This window comes from Ureibacillus sp. FSL K6-0786, from assembly GCF_037965165.1.
GTDB lineage: Bacteria > Bacillota > Bacilli > Bacillales_A > Planococcaceae > Ureibacillus > Ureibacillus thermosphaericus.
The window spans coordinates 2,217,449-2,241,055 of the sequence record NZ_CP150191.1; the positions used below are offsets into that span (position 1 = coordinate 2,217,449).

Annotated in this window: 21 protein-coding genes and 1 pseudogene; 17 read left to right on the forward strand and 5 right to left on the reverse strand. The window is 35.4% G+C overall.

All coding sequences use genetic code 11. The features are described from left to right. Window positions 1-83: 83 nt before the first annotated feature. Window positions 84-509, reverse strand: a complete 426-nt coding sequence (locus tag NSQ18_RS10905) for an HIT family protein (protein ID WP_026019060.1) — start codon at window positions 507-509, stop codon at window positions 84-86. Window positions 510-615: 106 nt separating this feature from the next. On the opposite strand from NSQ18_RS10905, the gene NSQ18_RS10910 reads away from it, so the two are divergent. Both NSQ18_RS10910 and NSQ18_RS10915 read left to right on the forward strand, forming a co-directional pair. Continuing rightward, entirely contained in the window at window positions 616-1,350 is a 735-nt protein-coding gene (locus tag NSQ18_RS10910) for an ABC transporter ATP-binding protein (RefSeq protein ID WP_016838144.1), read from the forward strand. Next, a complete protein-coding gene (locus NSQ18_RS10915) occupies window positions 1,343-2,542 on the forward strand; it encodes an ABC transporter permease (protein ID WP_016838143.1) in 1,200 nt (399 codons plus the stop codon). Before NSQ18_RS10910 ends, NSQ18_RS10915 begins: the two co-directional genes overlap by 8 nt. A gap of 218 nt (window positions 2,543-2,760) precedes the next feature. On the opposite strand, the gene NSQ18_RS10920 is transcribed toward NSQ18_RS10915, so the two are convergent. Further along, a complete protein-coding gene (locus tag NSQ18_RS10920) occupies window positions 2,761-3,252 on the reverse strand; it encodes an XRE family transcriptional regulator (RefSeq protein WP_339288050.1) in 492 nt (163 codons plus the stop codon). 132 nt (window positions 3,253-3,384) lie between these two features. On the opposite strand from NSQ18_RS10920, the gene NSQ18_RS10925 reads away from it, so the two are divergent. Together NSQ18_RS10925 and NSQ18_RS10930 are read left to right on the forward strand one after the other, a co-directional pair. Continuing rightward, a complete protein-coding gene (locus tag NSQ18_RS10925; protein ID WP_339288052.1) occupies window positions 3,385-4,713 on the forward strand; it encodes an MFS transporter in 1,329 nt (442 codons plus the stop codon). A 21-nt stretch (window positions 4,714-4,734) separates the two neighbouring features. Further along, entirely contained in the window at window positions 4,735-5,721 is a 987-nt protein-coding gene (locus tag NSQ18_RS10930) for an ornithine cyclodeaminase family protein (RefSeq protein ID WP_339288054.1), read from the forward strand. A 21-nt stretch (window positions 5,722-5,742) separates the two neighbouring features. Here the strand turns inward: NSQ18_RS10930 and NSQ18_RS10935 are convergent, their stop codons facing one another. Further along, on the reverse strand, window positions 5,743-6,258 hold the full coding sequence (locus NSQ18_RS10935; protein WP_168412525.1) for an antibiotic biosynthesis monooxygenase: 516 nt from the start codon (window positions 6,256-6,258) through the stop codon (window positions 5,743-5,745). Window positions 6,259-6,561: 303 nt separating this feature from the next. On the opposite strand from NSQ18_RS10935, the gene hemE reads away from it, so the two are divergent. From hemE to NSQ18_RS10970, 7 genes are all read left to right on the forward strand, one after another. Next, the gene (gene hemE / locus NSQ18_RS10940) at window positions 6,562-7,617 is read left to right on the forward strand and encodes a uroporphyrinogen decarboxylase (protein ID WP_016838127.1); all 1,056 of its coding nucleotides are present in this window, start codon (window positions 6,562-6,564) and stop codon (window positions 7,615-7,617) included. Window positions 7,618-7,645: 28 nt separating this feature from the next. Beyond that, a complete protein-coding gene (gene hemH, locus NSQ18_RS10945) occupies window positions 7,646-8,578 on the forward strand; it encodes a ferrochelatase (protein WP_026019058.1) in 933 nt (310 codons plus the stop codon). Between the two features lie 12 nt (window positions 8,579-8,590). Further along, window positions 8,591-10,015, forward strand: coding sequence for a protoporphyrinogen oxidase (gene hemY, locus NSQ18_RS10950; RefSeq protein ID WP_311733642.1), 1,425 nt, complete (start codon window positions 8,591-8,593; stop codon window positions 10,013-10,015). A gap of 868 nt (window positions 10,016-10,883) precedes the next feature. Next, window positions 10,884-11,837: a YncE family protein gene (locus NSQ18_RS10955; protein WP_339288056.1), complete on the forward strand. Its 954-nt coding sequence runs from the start codon at window positions 10,884-10,886 to the stop codon at window positions 11,835-11,837. A gap of 2 nt (window positions 11,838-11,839) precedes the next feature. Continuing rightward, the gene (locus NSQ18_RS10960) at window positions 11,840-12,517 is read left to right on the forward strand and encodes a response regulator transcription factor (protein ID WP_016838123.1); all 678 of its coding nucleotides are present in this window, start codon (window positions 11,840-11,842) and stop codon (window positions 12,515-12,517) included. Beyond that, the gene (locus NSQ18_RS10965; RefSeq protein ID WP_339288058.1) at window positions 12,514-13,899 is read left to right on the forward strand and encodes a HAMP domain-containing sensor histidine kinase; all 1,386 of its coding nucleotides are present in this window, start codon (window positions 12,514-12,516) and stop codon (window positions 13,897-13,899) included. Before NSQ18_RS10960 ends, NSQ18_RS10965 begins: the two co-directional genes overlap by 4 nt. A gap of 1 nt (window position 13,900) precedes the next feature. Continuing rightward, on the forward strand, window positions 13,901-14,419 hold the full coding sequence (locus NSQ18_RS10970) for a FixH family protein (RefSeq protein WP_016838121.1): 519 nt from the start codon (window positions 13,901-13,903) through the stop codon (window positions 14,417-14,419). 212 nt (window positions 14,420-14,631) lie between these two features. Here the strand turns inward: NSQ18_RS10970 and NSQ18_RS10975 are convergent. Then, window positions 14,632-15,311: pseudogene (locus tag NSQ18_RS10975) on the reverse strand (transposase). Between the two features lie 851 nt (window positions 15,312-16,162). On the opposite strand from NSQ18_RS10975, the gene NSQ18_RS10980 reads away from it, so the two are divergent. Continuing rightward, the gene (locus NSQ18_RS10980) at window positions 16,163-16,942 is read left to right on the forward strand and encodes a hypothetical protein (RefSeq protein ID WP_339288061.1); all 780 of its coding nucleotides are present in this window, start codon (window positions 16,163-16,165) and stop codon (window positions 16,940-16,942) included. A 298-nt stretch (window positions 16,943-17,240) separates the two neighbouring features. Here NSQ18_RS10980 and yhfH read toward each other — a convergent pair whose 3' ends face one another. Next, complete coding sequence (yhfH, locus tag NSQ18_RS10985) at window positions 17,241-17,366, reverse strand: protein YhfH (RefSeq protein WP_016838724.1); 126 nt, start codon at window positions 17,364-17,366, stop codon at window positions 17,241-17,243. Window positions 17,367-17,602: 236 nt separating this feature from the next. Here yhfH and NSQ18_RS10990 point away from each other — a divergent pair, with 236 nt between their 5' ends. From NSQ18_RS10990 to NSQ18_RS11010, 5 genes are read left to right on the forward strand one after another with little or no spacing between them, the layout of a single operon-like run. Then, complete coding sequence (locus tag NSQ18_RS10990) at window positions 17,603-18,307, forward strand: response regulator transcription factor (protein ID WP_016838723.1); 705 nt, start codon at window positions 17,603-17,605, stop codon at window positions 18,305-18,307. Between the two features lie 2 nt (window positions 18,308-18,309). Continuing rightward, the gene (locus NSQ18_RS10995; RefSeq protein WP_168412529.1) at window positions 18,310-19,290 is read left to right on the forward strand and encodes a sensor histidine kinase; all 981 of its coding nucleotides are present in this window, start codon (window positions 18,310-18,312) and stop codon (window positions 19,288-19,290) included. A gap of 56 nt (window positions 19,291-19,346) precedes the next feature. Continuing rightward, window positions 19,347-20,120 carry an ABC transporter ATP-binding protein gene (locus NSQ18_RS11000; RefSeq protein ID WP_168412530.1) on the forward strand — a complete coding sequence of 258 codons (774 nt, stop codon included), beginning with the start codon at window positions 19,347-19,349 and terminating at the stop codon, window positions 20,118-20,120. Next, window positions 20,092-22,023, forward strand: coding sequence for an ABC transporter permease (locus NSQ18_RS11005; protein WP_339288064.1), 1,932 nt, complete (start codon window positions 20,092-20,094; stop codon window positions 22,021-22,023). The genes NSQ18_RS11000 and NSQ18_RS11005 overlap by 29 nt, the downstream gene beginning before the upstream one ends. A gap of 15 nt (window positions 22,024-22,038) precedes the next feature. After that, window positions 22,039-23,580, forward strand: coding sequence for a long-chain-fatty-acid--CoA ligase (locus tag NSQ18_RS11010; RefSeq protein WP_339288066.1), 1,542 nt, complete (start codon window positions 22,039-22,041; stop codon window positions 23,578-23,580). Window positions 23,581-23,607 lie beyond the last annotated feature (27 nt).

Genomic DNA, 23,607 nt, shown 5'->3' on the forward strand with positions numbered 1-23,607 from the left:
AGCAATTTTAATAGGATAGTAACAACTTTTTTAAATGACAAAGACTGACTCGTGGAATTGTTTTGAGCCAGTCTGAGAAAGCATTACTTATTCAAATTTGCTTTAATTTCATCCGCAATTGCTTTTAATGTGTCAGGAGTAAACTCATCTTTTTTCGTTTCCCAACGTACTATATATCCATCGTTTTCGTCATAGCGTGGAATGAAGTGCAAGTGATAATGGAATACTGTTTGTCCAGCAAAGGCACCGTTGTTGTTCAATGTATTCATTCCTTGTGGATTAAACGCTTTTTTAATGGCATTTGCAATTTTTGGTGCAGCTGCATATAAATTTCGTGCTACATCTTCAGGCATTTCAAATAAGTCTTTGACGTGTTGTTTTGGAATTAATAAAGTATGTCCTTTTGTTAATGGCGCTACGTCCATGAAAGCTAAAACATGTTCATCTTCATATACTTTATTTGATGGAATGGAACCTTCAATAATTTTGCAGAAAATGCAGTCGCTCATTTCACCCAATCCTTTCATACAAAATTTATCTACATTTTAACATATTTCATGAGATGAATACATTTTCTAATTTTGATAAACTGTAGGAAGAATAGGAGTGTTAACTATGTTGGAAGTAAAGGATGTAACAGGTGGATATACAAGAAAACCCGTCATTAAAGATTTGAACTTTTCAATTGGACAAGGGGAATTGGTTGGCTTAATTGGTTTAAATGGCGCTGGAAAAAGTACAACTATTAAACATATAATTGGGACGCTTCTTCCACAAAAAGGAGAAATCCGTTTAAATGGTGTTACGTTAAATGAAGATATTGAAACATATCGTTCATCTTTTTCCTATATTCCCGAAACGCCCGTATTATATGATGAACTTACGTTAAAAGAACATTTGGAATTAACGGCGATGGCATACGGCATTGATCAGCATACTTTAAAGGAACGTTCCGGAAAATTATTAGAAGAATTCCGGATGGAGAAGCGCCTCAATTGGTTCCCATCCCATTTTTCAAAGGGAATGAAGCAAAAGGTGATGATTATGTGCGCCTTTTTAGTAAAACCTTCATTATATATAATTGATGAACCATTTGTTGGGCTCGATCCGTTAGGGATTCAATCATTGCTTAACCAAATGACTGAAAGGAAAAACGAAGGGGCTTCTGTTTTAATGTCTACGCACGTTTTATCGACGGCTGAGAAACATTGTGACCGCATCATTTTCCTTCATGAAGGACGAGTTCGTGCACAGGGAACGATGGAAGATTTACGAAAAGCGTTTAATATGCCAAATGCAACGTTAGATGATTTATATATTGCCATGACGAAGGAGCAACATAATGAGTAATTTGGCAGAAGTATGGTCCAAACGTTTCGAACACTATATGATTGAAGTTCAAAAATATATGCGTTTTGTGTTCACTGGGCATTTGGCTATTGTGATTGTGTTTGCCATTGGAGCGCTTGGGTTTCAATATAGCCAGTGGTTGCAAGTTGTATCATCCAATTTCCCAGCTGAATGGCTTGTTGCTGTAGTGGTAGGTATTATCGTTGCATTTTCTCGTCCAGTCACTCTTTTAAAAGAGCCAGATCAAGTATATTTATTGCCATTAGAAAAACAGATGCCCATCTATTTCCGAAAAGCATTGAATTGGACTTTTTGGTCACAAGTTTTCCTATCTGCAATTTGCTATCTTATTGCGATTCCTTTATTGAATGCAGTCACGGAATTAGAATCATTGCATATTTGGCTTGGGTTGCTGTTTATCATCATACTGAAATATATTAACGTTCAAACTGAATTCCATTATCGCTATGTCAATCGAGGGAATTTCATCGCTTTTGATCGCATAGCAAGAATGGCGGTATCAATTTTAGCGGTGCAAGCCATTCTATCGGTTCAATTTTGGTGGGCTTTCCTATATATATTGTTGCTTATAGTGTACAATCAGTCGTTAAAAAAGAAAGTAATCGTTCAACCAATTCCTTACGAACATTTTGTAAAATTGGAACAAAATCGTATGATGGCCTTTTACCGATTTGCGAACTACTTTACAGATGTTCCTCATATCCGCGGTGCAATAAAACGTAGAGCATGGTTAGATATCATTTATAAATTTGTTCTATTTAATAAGGAAAGTACTCAAAGTTATTTAGTTTTCCGTACTTTTGTAAGAACGAATGACCATTTTTATTTATGGGTTCGTTTAACAGCCATTTTAGTGATTGTCGCGTTGACGATCGATATTCCGATTGTATTATGGATTGTTGCAGGAGCATTAAGTTTTGCTACGACCATTCAGTTAAAATATGCGTTATTGTCTTCTTCTGATTTTCGTATGGACATGCTTTTTCCAATAAAAGAGAATCAACGAAAGAAAGCTGTTCAAAAGCTATTGCGTATTTTTATGATTATTCAAGGGATGCTAGTAATGCTTTGTGCCATTGGACAGCCATATTTCTTTGTTCCAGCTATTATTATCATTGTGATGAACGAGTTGACGTTTAACTTGTCAAAAGATCCGGTTGTGCATGTTTAAGTTGGATTATACATCTGCTATATAAGCGTATTGGATTTCATAAGTGTTTTCCAATGCGCTTTTATTCTTGAGTTCTATTATGGAGAATCCAGAAAGTACAAATTACAACATGATAATCGTTTACTGTTTTTATTGTTGAAACAAAAAAGAGAGAGTTTTTTCCAATTTGTATTCATGAATATCCTACAAAATGAGATGAACTAGCGTAATTCCCATTCTCATAAAGTAGACACTAGAAGAAACTGCACATCCTCTTCTCCATCATTCCACCAATAATGATTACGGCTAGATTCGAACATAATGGATTCCCCATTTCTTAATTCAAAAACTTTTCCTTCGAGAGAAACAGTTAAAACTCCAGATAACACATAAATAAACTCATGGCCGTAATGGGAAAATTCATTTCCTTTGTTTTCCTTTGGCTTTAGTGTCGCTAAGATCGGGTGAAATGAAGCCCCTTGAACATTGTTGGACAAGTCTTTGTAAAAAAACGGAAAAGATTTTGCTTGATAATTTGTATCAGAGAAGAACAAGCTTGGATTGACATTTAACGCATCGCTAATTTTTCTTAACGATTCTAAAGTAACACTGCATTTATTTCTTTCTACTTGAGATAAAAAACTAATTGAAACCCCCGTCTTTTCAGACAAATCTTTTAAAGTCATCTTCTTCATTTTTCGGATTTTTCGAAGCTTTTCCCCAATCATCATAAATAAACATCCCCCTAAAAAATAATAGAACTAATACCTAAATTTTTCATAGAAAATTCGAATGAATGTATGATTTCTTGCATAAATTTAAGTGACACTTCAATTTTTATATATTCAATAGGAGGGACTAACATGAGTACAAGCAAAAATGTTATGACGAAAGTTTGGATTGCAAGTTTAGTAGGAAGTTCAATTGAATGGTTCGACTACTTCCTTTATGGAACGGTAGCGGGACTTGTATTCAATCAAGTGTTCTTTGTAACCGACGATCCGACGGTAGGGTTGCTTGCGTCTTATGCATCTCTTGCGCTTGCATTCTTCATCCGTCCATTTGGAGGAATCATCTTTGGATATATTGGAGATAAAATCGGAAGAAAACGTACACTCGTCTTAACATTATCAATTATGGGGATAGCGACAGTATTAATGGGATTATTACCTACATATCAAGCAATTGGCATAGCGGCTCCAATCATATTAATTGTTTTACGATTAGTTCAAGGACTTGGAATTGGAGGAGAATGGGGAGGAGCAGTATTACTTGCTGTTGAATATTCTCCAAAAGAAAGACGGGGCTTTTACGGTGCCTTCCCACAAATGGGTGTCACAATTGGGATGTTTTTAGGTTCGGGAGCGTTATCTTTTATTACTTCTATTGTTTCGCCTGAAAGTTTCGTTGCTTGGGGATGGCGTATTCCATTTATTTTAAGTGCTTTATTAGTAATCTTTGGTCTTTGGATTCGTAAAGGATTAGATGAAACGCCTTCCTTTAAAAAAGTACAAGAATCCGGAGAAATTCCGAAGTTGCCTTTCATAGAAATTTTTAAAACGCAGTGGAAAGAGGTTATTATTGCTGTAAGTGGAAAAGTTGTAGAAACTGCACCATTTTACATTTTCTCTACATTTATTGTTTCCTATGGTACGAACAACTTAGGATTTAAAAGTTCAGAAGTGTTAATATCCATCATGATTGCTACAATTATTACAACCATTTTAATGCCGTATATGGGTAGCTTATCTGATAAAATTGGTAGAAAAAAAGTTTATATTACGGGAACAATCGGAATGATTTTATATGCGTTTCCTTATTTTTGGTTGCTCGAACAAAGAACATTTGCGACACTCCTAATTGCTACAGTGCTTGGATTGGGAATTATTTGGGCTCCGATTACTTCGGTGCTGGGAACAATGTTTTCTGAAATATTCGATGCAAAAGTTCGTTATACTGGGGTTTCATTAGGATATCAAATTGGGGCTGCCTTGGCTGGAGGAACAGCGCCGTTGATTGCAACATGGCTGCTAGTTGAATTTAATAATTCTTACGTTCCTGTTGCGTTATATATCATCTTGACAGCGGTCATCTCTTTTATTGCTGTATTAACAGTGAAAGATAAGAATAATCAAGAATTGGATGAATTTAAAGGTAAAGAAGTGAAAAAGAAAGAATTGCAAAGTGTTTAGTAAAAATGGAGCGTGTGGTCATTGATTCTATTAAATGAAAAACAGATTAAGAGCATCTATAAAATGGAAGATGCATTAAAAGATGTGGAAGAAATGCTAATAGCAAAGCAAGAAAATAAAGTGTTGGCACCAATCAGAACAGTGCTTGAATTTCCGGAAAAAAATGCTTCTTCTTTATATATGCCGAGTGCAGATTTGGAACATCACTTTGCCAGTGTTAAAGTAGTAACAATTTTCCCGAACAATTCAGCAAAGGGGCTACCGACAACGCAAGGGATTATTGTTTTAACTAGCACGGAAAACGGAGAGCATTTGGCAGTTATGAATGCTTCTTATTTGACAAGGCTTCGCACCGGGGCGATGACAGGATTAGCAACAAAGAAACTTGCGAAACAAGATGCGAAGGTGTTGACAATCGTAGGTACAGGTCGCATGGCTTTTGAGCAAGCGCTAGGCGTAATGGCAGTAAGGAAGATTGAGAAAATTTTATTGTTTAATCGTTCAAAGGAAAAAGCGTTTCAATTTAAACAACAATTAGTAGGGCATGGTGTAACTGCATCCATTGAACTAGTAGATGATGTGAATGAGGCAGTTTCGAAGTCAGAAATTATTTGTTGTGCGACAAATTCAACGACACCAGTGTTTAATGGGAAATATTTAAAATCTGGTGTCCACATTAACGGAGTCGGATCTTACTTACCTCATATGTGTGAAATCGATCGTACAACCATTTTACGAGCTTCCAAAATAGTAGTGGATGATCTTGAAGGAGTTATGGAAGAAGCTGGTGAATTAATTGACGCAAATAATAGTGGTGAATGGTCCTTTGAAGATGTGCATGGTGAACTTGAATTATTAGTGAGTGGGAAAATTGCTCCGAGGGAAAGTGAGGAAGAAATTACTTTTTTCAAATCGGTTGGCGCATCCTACTATGACCTTGCAGTTGCAAAAGGAGTTTACTATAAAGCATTAGAGCATCGTATAGGAACAATTATCGATTTAATGTAAAAAGCTGACTCAATACTTGAGTCAGCTTTCTTCATTATTTTTTTGTTTTGCGCCAGAATAAGTTGTAATGTATGTTGCAGCATTAAAAATATTGTCTTTTTTTACTCCTACGGAAAAATGTTCGAGTTCATAAGCGAATGGATCGTATTTTTTCCATATGTCATAAGCACGTTTATTTGTCCATTGGAAGAGAATTATATATGTCTCAGATTTTTTTGGGCGTAGTATTCGATAAGCCATTAATCCAGTTTGATCTTTCATTCCGCCCAATCGCTGTAAAATGTTTTTTTCAAAGACAGGTCGTCCTTCATCAGAAACTGGGATATGGTAAAAAGTAAAGAAACCTGCTTGTTGTAGTTCATTTAATCCATCTACCACTTCATATTTTCGCGGTGTTTGAAAGACGGTTTTTCTTTCAGTTTCATGTAGTAAAAGCGTTTCGTTTATGCCATACAAGATATACATATTTTCGTTTTCATACTTATGATACAATTTTTCCATAAATTGTGGAGTTCCTGTCGTCATGTAAATATTCATATTTTATTCCTCCTTAAATAATAAATGCGATTTATTGTCTAAAATTTGTCATAATTTAAGTGAGAAAAATGTGCTATTTAAAGAACAATTTTATGACATTTGTCAGAGAAAGCTATACAATGGTAAAGGAACAGTATATATTGAAGGGTATCAATGATTAGTAGATTATTTGTAAGTATAAAGTTATTATTATGAATTGTAGCATTATATAGCGATGAAATTTGTAGAAAAGTGAAAGATTGAAATCGATTTCATTGCACTTTTCGTCAAATTGATTATTTTTGAGGGGAAGGTAAAGAAAAAATGAGGCAAATAAACGACACACTGATTAGAGCAGCGAGAGGAGAACGAACGGAATATACTCCTGTTTGGTATATGCGTCAAGCAGGGCGCTCTCAACCAGAGTATCGAAAATTAAAAGAAAAATATTCACTGGAGGAAATTACTCAACAACCAGAACTTTGTGCATATGTAACAAGATTACCTGTGGAACAATATAACGTTGATGCCGCAATACTTTATAAAGATATCGTGACGCCTTTGCCTGGTATCGGGGTTGATGTAAAAATTCAAGCCGGTGTTGGACCAGTGATTTCAAACCCTATTAGAAGTGCGGAAGATGTTGAAAAGTTAGGGGAATTTTATCCGAAAGAACATACTCCATATGTGCTTGAGACGATTAAAATTTTAACGGAAGAGCAATTGGATGTGCCGTTAATTGGATTTACAGGTGCTCCTTTTACTTTAGCTAGCTACATGATTGAAGGCGGTCCATCTCGAAATTACAGCAAGACAAAATCGTTCATGGTATCCGATCCAAAAGCTTGGTTTAAATTGATGGATAAATTAGCAGATATGATTATTGCTGATATCACAGCTCAAGTGGAAGCTGGAGCTAGTGCAATTCAAGTGTTTGACTCTTGGGTTGGCGCATTGAACGTTGAAGATTACCGAGTATTCATTAAACCAGTTATGACTCGCATTTTTGCAGAATTACGAAATCAAAATGTACCATTAATTTTATTTGGTGTGGGCGCAAGTCATTTAATCAACGAATGGAATGACTTACCGATTGATGTAATTGGACTTGACTGGCGCATGCCAATTCGAAAAGCTCGTGAACTAGGAGTAGAGAAAGCTGTTCAAGGAAACTTAGACCCTTCCATTTTATTAGCGGACTGGTCCGTAATTGAACGCAGAACAAAAGACATTATTGATCAAGGAATTGAAGTGCCAGGACATATCTTTAATTTAGGACATGGTATATTCCCAGAAGTAAATCCGGAAGTATTAAAACGATTAACAGCATTGATTCATGATTATAGTCGTGAACGGATTGCAAAACTAAATAATGAATGATGAAAAAAATTTTTTTGAGGTGAAAACATTGAAACCAGTACACGGTCTACTAGTAATGGCTTATGGAACGCCATATAAAGAAGAAGATATTGAAAGATATTACACACATATTCGTCATGGACGAAAGCCTTCTGATGAACATTTAGAGGATTTAAAAGCTCGTTATAAGGCGATTGGCGGAATTTCTCCTCTTGCAGAAATGACTAAAAAACAAGCAGAAGCACTTGTCAATCGATTAAATGAAGTACAAGACGAAGTGGAATATAAACTTTATATTGGATTAAAACATATTGAACCATTTATTGAAGATGCAGTCGAAGAAATGGTGAAAGATGGAATTCGAGAAGCCGTTTCGATTGTATTGGCGCCTCATTTTTCAACGTTTTCTATTAAATCATATAATGGTCGAGCGAAAGAAGCTGCTGAAAAATTAGGCGGTACACTAAACATCACTTCAGTAGAAGCATGGTATGATGAACCGAAATTTATTGAATATTGGTCACAAGCGATCCTAGCAGAATTTGATAAAATGACGGAGGAAGAAAGAGAAAAAGCTTGTGTAATTGTTTCCAACCATTCACTGCCAGAAAAAATTAAAAATTTGGGCGACCCATATGAGGAACAGCTCATTGAAACGGCTCGTTTGATTCAAGAAAAAACGGGGATTCAAAATATTGAAATTGGATGGCAATCTGCAGGACAAACTCCTGAACCGTGGCTTGGTCCAGATGTTCAAGATTTGACTCGAGAACTTTATGAGAAAAAAGGATACCGTTCGTTCGTATATGCACCAGTCGGTTTCGTAACAGAGCATTTGGAAGTTTTATATGACAACGATATTGAATGTAAAGATGTATGTGATGAGCTGGGGGCGCATTACTATCGCCCACCAATGCCAAGTACCCATCCTTTATTTATCGATGCGATGGTAGATGCCATTTTTAAAAAGTTAGAGAAATAATAGAAAGTGATGATGAGGGTGACGATTAGAAAGAAAATTGCTGTAATTGGCGGCGGTATAACGGGATTAACAGCAGCGTTCTATTTAGATAAGTGTGCACGGGAAAATCACTTACCATTAGATGTGGTGTTAATCGAATCTTCATTACGATTAGGTGGTAAAATCCAAACGTTAAGGAAAGATGGATTCATTATTGAACGGGGTCCGGAATCTTTTATTGATCATGATGAGAGCATGATTGAAATAACCAAACATTTAGGCATTCAAGATGAAGTTGTATGCAATAGAGAAGGTCAAACTTATGTGGCTGTAGGTAAACACCTATATCCAATTCCGAAAAGCATTTTGTTTGGTGGAGCACCTATTGTCCCCTCATTATTAACTTCTGGGATTGTTTCATTAAGTGGAAAATTTCGTGCTGCAGGAGATTTATTATTGCCTAAAACTAAAGAAGATAAGGATGAACCGATTGGGGACTTTTTCCGGCGCCGTTTTGGGAAAGAAGTAGTTGAAAATTTAGTGGAGCCGCTGCTAGCAGGTACTTTTGCAGGAGACATTGATCGGTTGAGTATCCAATCAATGTTTCCTGAAATATATGAAATGGAAAAACAATATCGTAGCTTAATTTATGGAATGAAAAAAACGCAATTTTCATTACTTCATAGTCAGGTGAAAGGGTTTCAAACTTTCAAAAATGGCTTGGAAACTTTAGTGGAAAAAATAGAGGAACATTTACCGCCTAAATCGATTTTAAAAGGAGTCAAAGTTGAATCGATTGATAAATTGCAAGATGGGACACTACAAATCTACTTTAATAATATTGCTCCATTAAAATGCCATGCAGTGATTGTGACAACGCCTTTAAATGAAGCGAAAAAAATGTTTGAGCATTACGGATTTTTTCATGAAATACCCGATATGAACTATGCAACGATTGCAACGGTAACGATGGCTTTTCAAAAATTAGAAAATCAGCTTTATGAAGATGCAATTAATTTTTATTTCTCGAGAAATAGTGATATTTCAATTACGACTTGTACATGGTGTAATCATAAATGGGACAATGTAGCTCCAGCTGGATATGATTTACTCCGAACGTATATTGGTCGTGTAGGGGATGAAGCAATCGTTGAATTGTCGGATGCAGATATAGAAAAAACGGTTCTTCATGATTTAGAGAAATCTCTTGGCATTAAGCAACAACCTCAATTTACGGTAGTTTCTCGCTGGAAGCAATCAATGCCACAATATACGGTTGGCCATGAGAAACGTTTGCAGAAAATGAGAGAAATCCTGAAGAAAGAATTCCCTCATGTTAAATTAGCCGGAAGTTCTTATGAAGGAATCAGTGTTCCAGATTGTGTATCGCAAGGAAAACAGGCTGCACGTGAAATCATGTCGGAATTATTTCATGAAGAGTCTAGTATTTTAGCGTAATAATGTGATGGTAGCAGAGTAAAAAAATTGCTGAACAGTTTTATGGTATCTCATCATTCACTAGTTAAAGTGCTGCTCCGGAATGTCAATATTCATTGACTTTCGGAACAGCACTTTTCGTATTTTTAGTAGGAACTGGAAAAGCTAATAATGCATATGAAATGCACGTGCAAATGAGGTAAATACACGGGAAAAAAGGTCAAGTGCAAGTGCGTAGGATAAGTGCACGAGCTTGAGGGGTATGTGCACGAGTGCGTTGGTTAAGTGCACGAGCTTGAGTGTTAAATGCACAAGTGCGTTGGTTAAGTGCACGAGCTTGAGTTTAAGTGCACAAGTGCGTTGGTTAAGTGCACGAGCTCGAGTGTTAAATGCACAAGTGCGTAGGATAAGTGCACGAGCTTGAGTGTTAAATGCACAAGTGCGTTGGTTAAGTGCACGAGCTTGAGTGTTAAATACACAAGTGCGTAGGATAAGTGCACGAGCTTGAGTTTAAGTGCACGAGTGCGTAGGATAAGTGCACGAGCTTGAGTTTAAGTGCACAAGTGCGTAGGATAAGTGCACGAGCTTGAGTTTAAGTGCACAAGTGCGTAGGATAAGTGCACGAGCTTGGGGGTTAAGTGCACAAGTGTGGGGTTAAATGCACGAGCGGAGGAGTTATATGCACAAGTTTGAAGGATAAGTACACGAGAACGGGTATCATAAACACAAACGCGAGGATTATTTGCACAAGCCGAAGTTGCATCTGCACAAGCCGAAATAGTATCGACACAAATTTTAGCTATAATAAATAAAAAAATTGAATTGATTGTCAAATTTATTTCATTCAAACTTCACAATTTTTCATTACTATAGAACTTGGGGTGATTGTTTGAAAAGATGGATAACCTTCATAATCATTTTCTGTTTTTGGATATTACAAGGATGTGAAGATGAGCGTTTTCAATCGATAAATCAACATCAATCCTTTGTTGCTTCTCTAAATATAATAGATCCTTCCCTTGATTTTTTTGATTCGAAAGGTGAACGAATTGCAACATGGAAATTCGATAAATCATATACTGGTGCAACGCTAATTCCTTACGATCGACTTGTGCTATACGGGCATCAACTAAATGAAATCGATATTTATGAGCTATCCACAGGAAAATTAATTCAGTCGATTGAAACGGGGATAGGAACAACAAATGCCTATTACGATCAAGAAGAACATTTACTGTTCATTACCAATAGTAAACATAATACAGTCACTTCCTTTGATGAACATGGAAAAAAACAAGGAGAACTTCGTTTAACGGATTATCCAATGTCAATGGATAGTCATCAAGGGAAATTATATATTATCAACTACAAGGCACCTGTACTTTCAGTTGTAGATATAAAATCAATGACACTGGTTGATGAATGGAGTATAGATAAATCATCTAGTGGTTTAATGATTGTGGAAGAAACAAACACCCTTTGGATAGGTGGACACGGCGCTGGAAGTCGTCCAAATCAAGTTGTAAAAGTACATGATTTAAAAACGGGGCAGTTCATTCAAGAAATTCAAGTTTCCCATATGCCTGTTGGATTTACTAGAAATGAAGATATTATATACATCACGAATCATGGCTCAAATGAATTGTTTGCTTGTGATGTGAAGGGTAATGTGTTATGGAGAAAAGAAGTAGGTGCAAACCCATTTGCTGTAGCTTCTTTTAAAGATCAAATCATCGTTGCTGGCTTTGACGACAATCAAATTTATTTTATACAAAATGGGGAGATACAGAAATCGGTTTCCACCGAACATGGACCGTTCCAGCTGCTAGTGAGGGAGGTTTGAAGATGCCGACAGTACTAATCATAGATGATGAACAAGATATGAGAAATTTAATAGAAGTGATGCTTTCTAAATCCTTTTTTCATACAATCGCCGTTGAAAGTGGAAAAGATGCTTATCCAATAATCGAATCAAATGAAGCGGATATCGTCCTTCTGGATGTCATGATGCCCAATGAAGACGGATTTCTTGTCTGCCAAAAAATCCGTAATATTTCTTCCGTACCAATAATCTTTTTAACAGCAAGAGATGGCAATGAAGACAAAGTGAAAGGTTTGACAATCGGTGGGGATGATTACATCGTGAAACCTTTCACTGCTAGCGAATTAGTTGCCAGAATACAGGCAGTTTTAAGAAGGACGGGCTTAAATAGACAACCGATTCTTGAAAGAGGCGTTATTAAGTTAGATGAAGTCTCTCGAAAAGTGTATGTCAACAATCAAAAAGTAACATTAACATTAAAAGAATTCGATTTGCTTCAATTATTTATGAAAAATCCAAGTACAGTTTTTTCCCGCGAACAATTATTAGAGAAGATTTGGGAGATTGATTATGATGGTGGGACGAGGACGGTCGATACCCATATCAAAACATTAAGATTAAAATTAGGGAAAATTTCAAAGGAGGCAAGCGACTACATCCAAACAGTGTGGGGGATTGGCTATCGCTTCGAACTAGTATGAGAAAGTTATCAACAAAAATTTGGGTATTAATCATTGCTTACTTAATGGTGACCATCGTATTTATGTATCTATTTGCAGATTTTCTCTATGAACAATTTTATGTGGAAGATACAAAAAGCGAGATGATGGAGATTGGTGAAAACATCCAATCCATGTATACAGGTGGTAAAGTAACCGATGAATATGTGGAGATGGTTGAAGCGTTTAATATGCATTCGAACTATCATGTATTTGCAGTCCGGAACCCTCGTGAACTAAGTGCTTGCGTCCCTTTTGAAATCGATTATAATACGTTGATTGGTCCGAACGAACGGCGGATTTTATTAAATGGAGAGACTGTTACAAAAATCGGATACGAAGAGCGATTCAAGCGAGAAGTAGTTTCGGTGATATTGCCACTCACGGATCAAAAAAGATTGGAAGGAATTATTTATATTTATTATCCTTTGGCAAAAATTACTGAATTAGCTAAAAATGAAGTGGCTATATTGATGGTGGGAGGATTGCTTTTTACTCTCGTCATTGCCATTTTTGTTTATAAAAGTTTACAGCGAATCATGCGTCCGCTCAATGAATTGCAACGAGCAGTAGAACAAATGTCAGAAGGGGATTACAGTGCAAGGGTAAAGGTGACTTCAAAAGATGAAGTCGGAATGCTGTCAGATGCATTTAACCATATGGCAGAAGCGATTCAACGAGAAGATGAAAAACAAAAATCCTTCTTAGCAACCGTTTCTCATGAATTACGTACACCAATTAGTTATATTAAAGGTTATAGTGAGGCTATTCAGCAACAACTATTAGTAGGAAAAGAACGAGATGAGGCAATGGAGCTAATTCATCGTGAAGCGAATCGCATGGAACGCATGACAAACGAATTGCTTCAGCTCGTTAGAAAAGATAGTGAAGAAATGGAACTGCTTCCGATTGTTTTATCCGAGACCATTCGGGAGTCAATTAAGCTATTGGAAGGACAAGCTCATGAAAAGAACATTATCATTGCAACAAACCTAGACGACAATATAATTGTCCAAGGGGATGAAGAAAAATTAAAACGAATTTTCATTAACGTGATTGAAAATGCAATACGCTACTCAAATGAAAATGGCAAAGTTGCCATCAATTGTTATCAATCTAATCATCATGCAATCATCGAGTTTCAAGATAAAGGAATCGGTATTCCAGCAGAAGATCTCCCTCATGTGACCGAAAGATTCTACCGGGTCAATAAGGCGCGAAGTCGATTTGACGGTGGGGCAGGATTAGGATTATCAATAGTAGAGCAATTGGTGAAGTTACATGATGGAAAATTGCATATAGATAGTGTTCTCGGAAAAGGAACGCTTGTGAAAATATCATTACCAATAATGGAGGAAGATTAATATGAAAAAAATGTTGATTACATTATTAGCTGTACCAATGTTAATGATTGGGTGTTCATCAAATGAACCGGAAGTTGATACAAATGAAGAACCAATTGATGTATCCGATTTGGAAGTAAAAGTAGAAATTTTAACGCCTACAGAAGTGAAAGTCGGAGAACCGGTGGAACTAGCTGCTCATGTAACACAAAACAATGAAAATGTGGAGGATGCAGATGAAGTAAAATTTGAAGTTTGGGAATCAGGATTGCGCGATCATGGAACAATGATTACAGGGGAACATGTCGGTGATGGTGTTTATAAAGCAGAATATACTTTTGATCATGATGGCGTTTATTATATGTATGCACATACGACAGCTCGCGGCTTACATGTCATGCCGAAACAACAAATCGTGGCAGGAGAGCCGGATATGGATAAAGTAATCCCAGAAGAAGATACTTCAAAAGAGGATACTGAACAAATGCAACACGATCATAGTCAGCATGGACATGGAGATTCTCATGGAAGTAATCACTAGTTTCAAATAATGAAAAATAATATACACTTCAGAAATGAAAGCCTGTGAAATTTTACGTTTCGTAAAAATTTCACAGGCTATGATATTTTTTAGAATTAACAGATACTTTTATGATTAAATCGGTTCTTTGTCAAATGGTGTTGGTGAATAAATTTTAGTGACATTATTTGGTGATATGTAATCGGATGGCTTAGGGGAAATTCGAGGTTCCCCTAAGCTGTTTTTATTTTCGCTAAGTTTTGGGTAATGAATATTCGGTTTCTAAAGTGATAGAAGGATCGATAACCGAAAGAAATGCGTTTAATCACTTTGAATTTGTTATTAATCCCCTCTAAAATGCCGTTATTATAATCGTACTTTAGCGTATTCTCGACGTAATTGATGTATTTGTTGATTGTCTTGATGGCGGTTTTCATATAGCTGGAAACGATATTTTGTTTATTCTCTAATGTTTTCTTTAGGAGCTCAAAGTCTTTGATTTTTATGCAATGTTGCACGTATTGGTATAACTCATAGGACGCTTTTAATTCAGAATCTAAATCAATGAGATAGTGGAGAATCTCCACCTCACACATATGCTTTTTAAAGCAACGATGATATGTATAGTTCTTATAATCAAGTTTTGTTTGATCTTTCAGAAGGAGCTTCCAGTATGTTTTCAATTTATTGTAATTCTTTTTATCCCGATTCATGACGTTGATGCGCGTTTTGTTTAAAGCTCTGCTAAATAGTTGGAGGATATGGAATTTGTCGGGAAAACTTCTTGGATTAAGGAAATATAAGGGCTGTACATATCGATGACAATCGTTTTTACCGCATCTCTCGCCTTCTTGGAATACCGTAAGAAATACTCTTTGAGGACATGTAATCTTCGGTCCTCCACGATAACCACAATCTCCCCCGTTTCAGAGTCGCAGAAAATAAGGACATCGCTCCAGCTGCGGATTTCACTGATTTAAACTCATCAAAACACAAATGCTGTGGAAGGTAGTGAACATTTGGTTGATAGTAGCTATAAAAGCTGTCAATGACACGACTGACAGTGGCATGAGATACATTGTGTTTGATGGCAATATCTTTTTCGGATATTTTATCTTTGGCGTTTAAAGCAATTGATTCTTTGGTATTGTTGGAAATACAACAGTTTTTAGCCACGACGCTCGTTTTTCAAGTAAACGTGGAATGACAATGTTTACAGAAATAACGCTGTTTACGCAATTTTAAGTAAGTATGAAAACCTGAAATGCTAGGCATTTTAATGAGAGACGTTTTAAAACCGTGTTTAATGATTTGATCATCAAAGACATGTCCACAAGCATAGCACGCTTTTGGTTGGTAAGTTAATTAGCCATATGATTGGACCCCTTTAATGAGTTCTTCTGCACAAAAATTTTCATCAAATGTGATATTTTTGTCTTTTATATTGAGTAGGTTTCGTATAGAATGATGGTGAGACATGTGACACAACTCCTTTGGGAAATGAGGTTTTGTTCGATTACATTTTACCAGAGTTTGTCACATGTCTCATTTTTTTGTGTAAAAAAATGGTGCTGGTTGTATCCACCAACACCAAATATTATAGAGCCATTAAATCTTATAACATGAGTAAAAGGAGAATTTTTTCGTTAAATATATATTTTCCGATTTTTGATAAAAATAGTATTTTCAGTCTATTCCTAATTTTTGGTTATTGATATATAGTGAAAAAAATAATTCACTTTTGAAAGAGGTATTAGTTTATTAATGATGAGAAAAATTTTCATTATTTTGTTTGGCATTAGTTTCATTATTTTATTGTTTTGGTTAAATCTAGAGAAAGAATTAGATTACGATGATTATGAAAAAATGGAATTGCTTTCAACGAAAAATAAATCTCAATTAGAAAACGAAGGATATTCGAAAGTAGATATTGAGAAAATTAAAGAGTTTGATAAAAACTATCAAAACCATTTATCTTTAGTAAAGATGATTGAAAATAATACAGTTAAACACTATGGATATAATAATAGAATAATTGAGGAACATCGAAAAATTATTTATGAGAAAAATGATTTTACTAAACAGCATAATCATTTAATGTTTAATACAATTGTCATGGATTTAGCAAGAGATGAAGAGAGAGAGGCAGCCAGAATCATCATTGAATTCGAATGGAATAATAAACCTAGTAGTAACAGACATGCAATTAACGTGACATATAACAATTTTATAATGAAAAATATTCATACGGCGTTAAAATATGTCGATTCAAAAGATCAAAATGATATTGTTTATAAAATGGCTGAACTGGAACCTGTAAATTTTCTTGATGAATTCTATACGGATTTTGATTCGAGGAAAAGAATTGATGGGAAAAATTATGTGTTAACTGCAGGTATCATAGTTTTAGATGTTCGATCTTATATTGTAGGTAAAGGGATCGCACCACTATCCATTACTTCTAGATATGTAACAAAACCGCTTATAGGTAGTCAGGAAATATTGTCAGAACAAGTAATCATCAATGCTGGAAACGAAATTTAAAGCAGTACAGACCTTACAAGGGATGTGCTGCTACTTTTTTTGAAATAAACATCCATCATGACTGACTTTTCTAATGAAAAAAATGGCTTAAGTTCTCCTGATTGAAAACTTAAGCCGACAAACATTTATGATAACAGGAAACAGCGAATTTAATCTTTATCTATTGATAGAGGCGAATTTGTTCAAGCCTCTTCACGTTTGAAAATAAATAAGCGAATTTATAAGCGATTTTCAATGTTGTTAAGCGATTTAATAGTAAGTTCATTCAATTAGGTAAGCAACTATTTATAAACAATCATTATAGTGAACTGCATTTGTCACATGTGTTCGTGTAGCATTCACTTTGTTCTTCAATTTTTTCACCGCATTTTACACAGATTTTATCTGGCAAATTTTTGAAGAATTCAACAATATTTTCTAACATAGGGGGACCTCCTTATGATTAACTGTTTTATAATAGGTGTTTGTATTTGTAATTGTATTATAACAGTTTGGATTCGTCAATAAGGAAAATGCCCATTTTACAAAACTGTTTTGTGAATATTTTGTGAATCGGTAAGAAAAAATTGCCAAAATCGAAAATCAAAATGTGCTATGAAATGAACGTTATAATTTTTTTGATAAAATAGAGTTAGACATTCCAGAAAAGGGGGAATGATTATGGAAAATTCGAGGATTTTTATAATAGAGGATGATTATAAAATTGCTTCACTATTGGCTGATACGTTAAAAAGATACCAATATGAAGTTGAGATTGTGAAAAACTTTGAGGAAATTGTGGAAGAATGTATGGCATTTTCACCACATTTAATTTTGCTTGATATAAACTTGCCTTCTTATGATGGCTATTATTGGTGCAGACAGTTAAGACAATATACGAAATGCCCAATAATATTTATTTCCGCACGTTCCGGGGAGATGGATCAAATATTTGCTTTAGAGAATGGCGGGGATGATTTTATTACAAAACCATTCAATTATGAAATAGTGTTAGCAAAAATTAAAAGTCATTTAAGACGGACTTATGGTGAATATTCTTCACGACAAGAAGAGAGAACTGTTCAATTAGGTCAATTGACTCTTTATTTAGAACGAATGGAATTGCATGTGAAGAATACGGAGATACCGCTACAGAAAAAAGAATGTGCCATTTTAAATATTTTAATGAGAGAGTCGCCAAAGGTCGTATCGCGAGAAAAATTATTGGAAGAGCTTTGGGATGACCAAGCCTTTGTCGATGAAAATACATTGAATGTCAATATGACCCGAGTACGAAAGAAACTAACAGAATATGAAGTTCAATCTGTGATTGAAACAGTTCGTGGGGCTGGTTATCGATTTGTTTTAAGTTCGGAGGAAATGTAAGCATGGGATTGAAATTATTTGTAAAGGAAAATATTTCGTTCATCCTCTTTGAGCTAATTGTCGTTTTATTCATTTTATCGCTATATTGGCTAGATGGTTTTCGGAATTTAGATACAGCAATTTATTCTGTCATCATTAGCCTATTACTTACATTTTCCTATCTTGCCATTCGTTATGTGTTTCGAAAAAACTTTCTAGAACGAATCTCCAATATGCCGAACTCGATGGATGATGCGCTTCAAAAAAATGCAAAAACACCAGAGCATCTACAAACAGAAGCCTATTTCCAAGAACTGTATCGACTGTATCAAAATGAAGTTCAAAATCTATATGCAACCCAAAATAGACAAGAAAAGTTTTTAAATCAATGGATTCACCAAATGAAAACGCCTATCTCTGTTTTAGAATTATTATTACAGGAAGAGGAAAATAACCTAGATAAAACGAGTCTCCAAGAGGAAGTGGATCGACTAAAAAGAGGCATGGAAATGGTATTAATGAATGCAAGGCTTGAGAAGTTTGAAGAGGATATGCAAATTGAACAAGTGAACTTAAAAGGTGTTGTCACTGCAACAATTAATGACAATAAGCGTTTATTTATTACGAAACATGTCTTTCCGGTCATTGATATTGATGAAGATATAACAGTTACAACAGATTCCAAATGGTTAAAATTTATGCTTAACCAGTTTATTACGAACGCAGTAAAATATACTTTCGAGCAAAATAAAAAGGTAAAAATTTTTGTGAAAAAAAACGATTCAAATGTTACGTTGTATGTTCAAGATGAAGGAATTGGAATTCCAAAATCTGATTTATCGCGAGTGACTAACCCCTTTTTTACAGGAGAAAATGGTCGAAAAACGGGAGAGTCTACAGGTATGGGGTTATATTTGGCGAAGGAAATTTGTGAGAAGTTGGGTCACGAATTAAAGATTGAATCCGAAGTCGGTAAGGGAACAATCATTTCGGTGAATTTCTAAAACATTTCCCAATAATAATGAATCTTAAACAGAATTTGCTTAAAGAGGGAGCTTATATGGCAATTTTACAAGTCATCGATGTAACAAAAGTGTATGAAGGGAAGGTAACGAATCGAGCATTAAATCAGTTGAGTTTTGAAGTGGAGAAAGGCGAATTTTTAGCGGTCATGGGGCCTAGTGGAAGCGGCAAAACGACGTTATTAAATTTAATTTCCACAATTGATAAACCCACTTCAGGCGAAATAATTTTTAATGGGACGAAACCTCATTTATTTAATAAAACGGAACTTGCTTATTTTCGAAGACGAGAACTTGGTTTTATATTTCAAGACTTTAACTTGCTTCCAATGTTGACGGTGGAAGAAAATATTGTACTGCCTCTTACCCTTGACAATCAGCCAGTTTCTTTAATGGAAGAGCGAGTAAACACGCTTGCAGAAAAGTTGGGATTAATGGGAGTACTAACGAAAAGGCCAGATGAGTTATCGGGTGGTCAAGCACAAAGAGTAGCGATTGCAAGAGCTCTCATTCACGAGCCAGCGATTATTTTGGCAGATGAACCAACTGGAAATTTAGATTCCCACAATTCAAGAGAAGTGCTCGAACTGTTAAGTAAAATAAATAAAGAACGAAATGCAACCATTATCATGGTAACTCATGACCCGATTGCAGCTAGTTTCTGTGATCGAGTGCTTTTTATCAAAGATGGAGAATATTTTAACGAAATCTATCGAGATGATCGTAGGCAAACATTTTTCCAACGAATATTGAATGTGTTGAGCTTGTTAGGGGGAAGAGTCGGTGACCTTTCATCAATTCGCTTACCGTAACGTCATCCGTAATTTTCGAATATATGCAGCATTCTTTATGGCAAGTTTCTTCTCCGTATTTGTGTTTTTTATTTACTCGATGATTATGTTCCATCCCGAAATTGATGAAGGTTATTTAGGGAATGTGCCGATTGGCGGTTTAGTATTTGCTGAAATTATTTTAGTCGTGTTTTCATGGTTTTTTATTTTTTATTCGATGAAAGCATTTTTAGAAGCGCGTGCTAAAGAATTTGCCATTCTGTTTCATTTAGGAATGGAAAAGCGTCAGCTCAGCAGACTTATCTTTTTGGAAACAACGTTGATTGGAACTCTTTCGATTGCGTGTGGCATCCTTTTTGGATATGCTTTCACAAAATTTTTCTTTATGATTGTTCGGGAAATTTTAATGTTGGACCAACTGCCTTTATATTTTAAATGGGAGCCGTTTGTCTTAACAGCAGCCGTTTATTTTAGCGCATTCGTCATCATTTCCATTATTAGCATTAACTTTTCTCCAGAAAGAAAAATAATTGATTTATTGAAATGGTATCATTTTGTTAATATTAACGATCATTTTTCAAAAAAGAGAGCAATTTTAGCAGTCATTCTTTTAGCAATTGGATATGTATTAGCGTTATTAACAAATCGAGTGAATTTTTATCCGTTCGTTGTTTTAATACCAATTCTCATTACCATTGGGACGTATTTTTTCTTTACAGATTCTACTTCATATTTCGTTCATTACATGAAAGAGCGGAAGAGTTTTTCGTGGAAAAAATCAAGAATGTTATCCATTGCAGAGCAAACATTGATCATGAAAAACAATGGAAAAATGTTTTTTGTTGTAACAATGGTCTCAGCTGCTGCTTTTTTATGTGTAGGGTTGCTAGCAGCCCTGTCTTCGTACACTTCAAAATACGATCAACTAAATCCATTAGGTTTGATATATAAGGGACATATTGATAACCCTTATGAAAGGGCTCATATTCGATCTATTTTGAACGAGTTGGAATTGAAAGGTCTTTCATACCATTTAACAAGATTTGAAGTAAAAAAACAGACGTCCTCTTATACGAATTACGAAGTAGAAGTATTTCGAGAATCGGATATAAACAGTCTATTGTTCTCTTATGGTTATCCGATGGTGCGATTAGATTCTGGTGAAGGAATGTTTATTCCGTACTCCGAAGAGGCAATTAAAAAACTATCGAAAAGAACTGTGCATACAGTATTGAAAGAAAATAATGTACCGATTTCGATTAATCAAGTATATCCGGAGTTGATATTTCCAAGTTCCATTGTCAGTCCAAATGCTATTATTATTAGCGATGAAGATTTTTTACGTTTAAAAAAGCCTTATAGTGGATATCCACATGTGGAACCTGGATATCATTTGTTTGCATTTGATATTCCCCAATGGTTAGAAGCACAAGATGTTGGGTTGTCTATTTACAAACAGGTGCAAAAAGAATATGAAAAAGAGCGGTATGGATTACCTTTTTATTTTGAAAATGCCGGTTTAAATTATTCTTTTGTTTTATCAACTTACGCATTATTTACACTGGTAGGGTTATTAGTTGCAGCAGTATTTTTACTGGCTGCTGGTAGTTTTATTTACTTTAAAATTCATACCAATTTAGATTCAGAAAAGCGAAAGTTTGATGTGTTAAAGCGAATGGGCATTGCAGATAGTGAAATAAAACGCCTTGTGACAACACAATTATTTCCTCAGTTTTTCTTGCCTTGGGGTGTGGCGATGGTTCATAGTTTATTTGCCTTTTTAGCTTTGCAAAATATATTAAAGGATATTGCCAATATATCAATTGTAAAAGAAATCATCTTTGCTTTTTCTTTCATCATTTTATTGCAAGTGATTTATTTCTATTTAATTCGATGGAGATATATTGCTCACGTAAAAAATTAAGTTGGGGATGCTAGTATGAATTTAGTAAAAAAAGTTCGCGAACAGTCTTTAAACCACCCAGAAAAAATTGCTTATATTTTTGAAGGTCGTTCAACAACTTACGGTGAATTTGAAGATAAAGTAAGCAGTCTTGCTTTTTCGATGAATCAACTGGGCATTCAAAAAGGGGACCATGTAGCACTAATTTTTCAAAATTGTCCCCATTTTTTAATTGCTTATTATGCATTGATGCGTATTGGAGCAGTTTCAATTCCCATCAATCCGATGTATACGCTGGATGAAATGTCTTACATTGTTGACAATGGAGATGTAAAGTGGATTATTGCTGGAGAAGATTCGATAGGGCGAATTAATCAATTGTCCAATAAATTTTCACAAATAAAAGGTTCAATTCTTTGTGATAAAGATTCATCACATCTTTTTCATGATCGGCAAGAAGGCAAGTACCATTTTTACTCTGATTTAATAAAGCATTCATATTCTATGAAGCCGGTATCGTTGGAAGCGGACGATATCGCGATCATTTTATATACATCTGGAACGACTGGCCATCCTAAAGGTGTGATGTTGACTCACGGAAATCTATATGCTAATGCACGAGACGTTGGAGATTATTTTTTGTTTTCGGAAGAAGATCGAGTGATTGCCACCTTGCCTTTTTATCATGTATTTGCTTTAACAGTCGTGTTGAATGTTCCATTAAGCACTGGTGCAACGATATTAATTGCCCCAAGGTTTTCTCCAAAATATATTTTTCAGCTTGCAAAGGAATATCATGCGACCGTGTTTGCTGGGGTTCCTACGATGTATAGTTTTCTTCATCAATACAAAGAAGGAGAGCCTTCAAGTTTCTCTAGTTTACGATTAGCCATTTCCGGAGGTGCTCCGCTCCCAATCAAAGTACTCGAAAAGTTTGAAGCAAGGTTTAACATCCCAATTTTTGAAGGGTACGGATTATCGGAAGCAGCGCCAGTTACATGTTTTAATTCTCCGACACAAAAGCCAAAACCCGGTTCAATTGGTACCTCCATTCCGAACGTAATAAATAAAGTGGTAGATGACCAGGGGAATGATGTAGCGATTGGAGAAGTTGGAGAATTGATATGTAAAGGACCGAATGTCATGAAAGGATATTATAAGTCTCCTGAGGAAACAGATAAAGCCATTCGTGATGGTTGGTTATATACTGGCGATTTGGCAAGACAAGATGAAGAAGGATATATTTATATCGTTGATCGCAAAAAAGATTTAATTATTGTTGGGGGATATAATGTATATCCGCGTGAAGTGGAAGAAGTATTATATACCCACCCTAAAGTATTGGAAGCAGCTGTAGTAGGTTTTTCTAATGAAGATTATGGAGAAGAAGTACATGCCTTTATTGTTTTAAAGGAAGAAGCCTATTATGATGAGTTACTTCAACATTGTGAAAAACATTTGGCAACTTATAAAATTCCAGAGGCTTTTCATATTATACAATCATTGCCGAAAAATTCTACTGGGAAAATTTTAAAACGCCATTTAAAAGAACGGATTGAGCGAAAAGTGACAGAATAATGGGGAAGCAGTACAATAGATGAAGTG

What these genes read in the sequence shown, in the direction of transcription:
- NSQ18_RS10905 (WP_026019060.1), bottom strand. Translation starts at nt 509, where the DNA reads ATGAGCGACTGCATTTTCTGCAAAATTATTGAAGGTTCCATTCCATCA.
- NSQ18_RS10910 (WP_016838144.1), top strand. Translation starts at nt 616, where the DNA reads ATGTTGGAAGTAAAGGATGTAACAGGTGGATATACAAGAAAACCCGTC.
- NSQ18_RS10915 (WP_016838143.1), top strand. Translation starts at nt 1,343, where the DNA reads ATGAGTAATTTGGCAGAAGTATGGTCCAAACGTTTCGAACACTATATG.
- NSQ18_RS10920 (WP_339288050.1), bottom strand. Translation starts at nt 3,252, where the DNA reads ATGATGATTGGGGAAAAGCTTCGAAAAATCCGAAAAATGAAGAAGATG.
- NSQ18_RS10925 (WP_339288052.1), top strand. Translation starts at nt 3,385, where the DNA reads ATGAGTACAAGCAAAAATGTTATGACGAAAGTTTGGATTGCAAGTTTA.
- NSQ18_RS10935 (WP_168412525.1), bottom strand. Translation starts at nt 6,258, where the DNA reads ATGAATATTTACATGACGACAGGAACTCCACAATTTATGGAAAAATTG.
- hemE (WP_016838127.1), top strand. Translation starts at nt 6,562, where the DNA reads ATGAGGCAAATAAACGACACACTGATTAGAGCAGCGAGAGGAGAACGA.
- hemY (WP_311733642.1), top strand. Translation starts at nt 8,591, where the DNA reads ATGAGGGTGACGATTAGAAAGAAAATTGCTGTAATTGGCGGCGGTATA.
- NSQ18_RS10960 (WP_016838123.1), top strand. Translation starts at nt 11,840, where the DNA reads ATGCCGACAGTACTAATCATAGATGATGAACAAGATATGAGAAATTTA.
- NSQ18_RS10965 (WP_339288058.1), top strand. Translation starts at nt 12,514, where the DNA reads ATGAGAAAGTTATCAACAAAAATTTGGGTATTAATCATTGCTTACTTA.
- NSQ18_RS10970 (WP_016838121.1), top strand. Translation starts at nt 13,901, where the DNA reads ATGAAAAAAATGTTGATTACATTATTAGCTGTACCAATGTTAATGATT.
- NSQ18_RS10980 (WP_339288061.1), top strand. Translation starts at nt 16,163, where the DNA reads ATGATGAGAAAAATTTTCATTATTTTGTTTGGCATTAGTTTCATTATT.
- yhfH (WP_016838724.1), bottom strand. Translation starts at nt 17,366, where the DNA reads ATGTTAGAAAATATTGTTGAATTCTTCAAAAATTTGCCAGATAAAATC.
- NSQ18_RS10990 (WP_016838723.1), top strand. Translation starts at nt 17,603, where the DNA reads ATGGAAAATTCGAGGATTTTTATAATAGAGGATGATTATAAAATTGCT.
- NSQ18_RS10995 (WP_168412529.1), top strand. Translation starts at nt 18,310, where the DNA reads ATGGGATTGAAATTATTTGTAAAGGAAAATATTTCGTTCATCCTCTTT.
- NSQ18_RS11000 (WP_168412530.1), top strand. Translation starts at nt 19,347, where the DNA reads ATGGCAATTTTACAAGTCATCGATGTAACAAAAGTGTATGAAGGGAAG.
- NSQ18_RS11010 (WP_339288066.1), top strand. Translation starts at nt 22,039, where the DNA reads ATGAATTTAGTAAAAAAAGTTCGCGAACAGTCTTTAAACCACCCAGAA.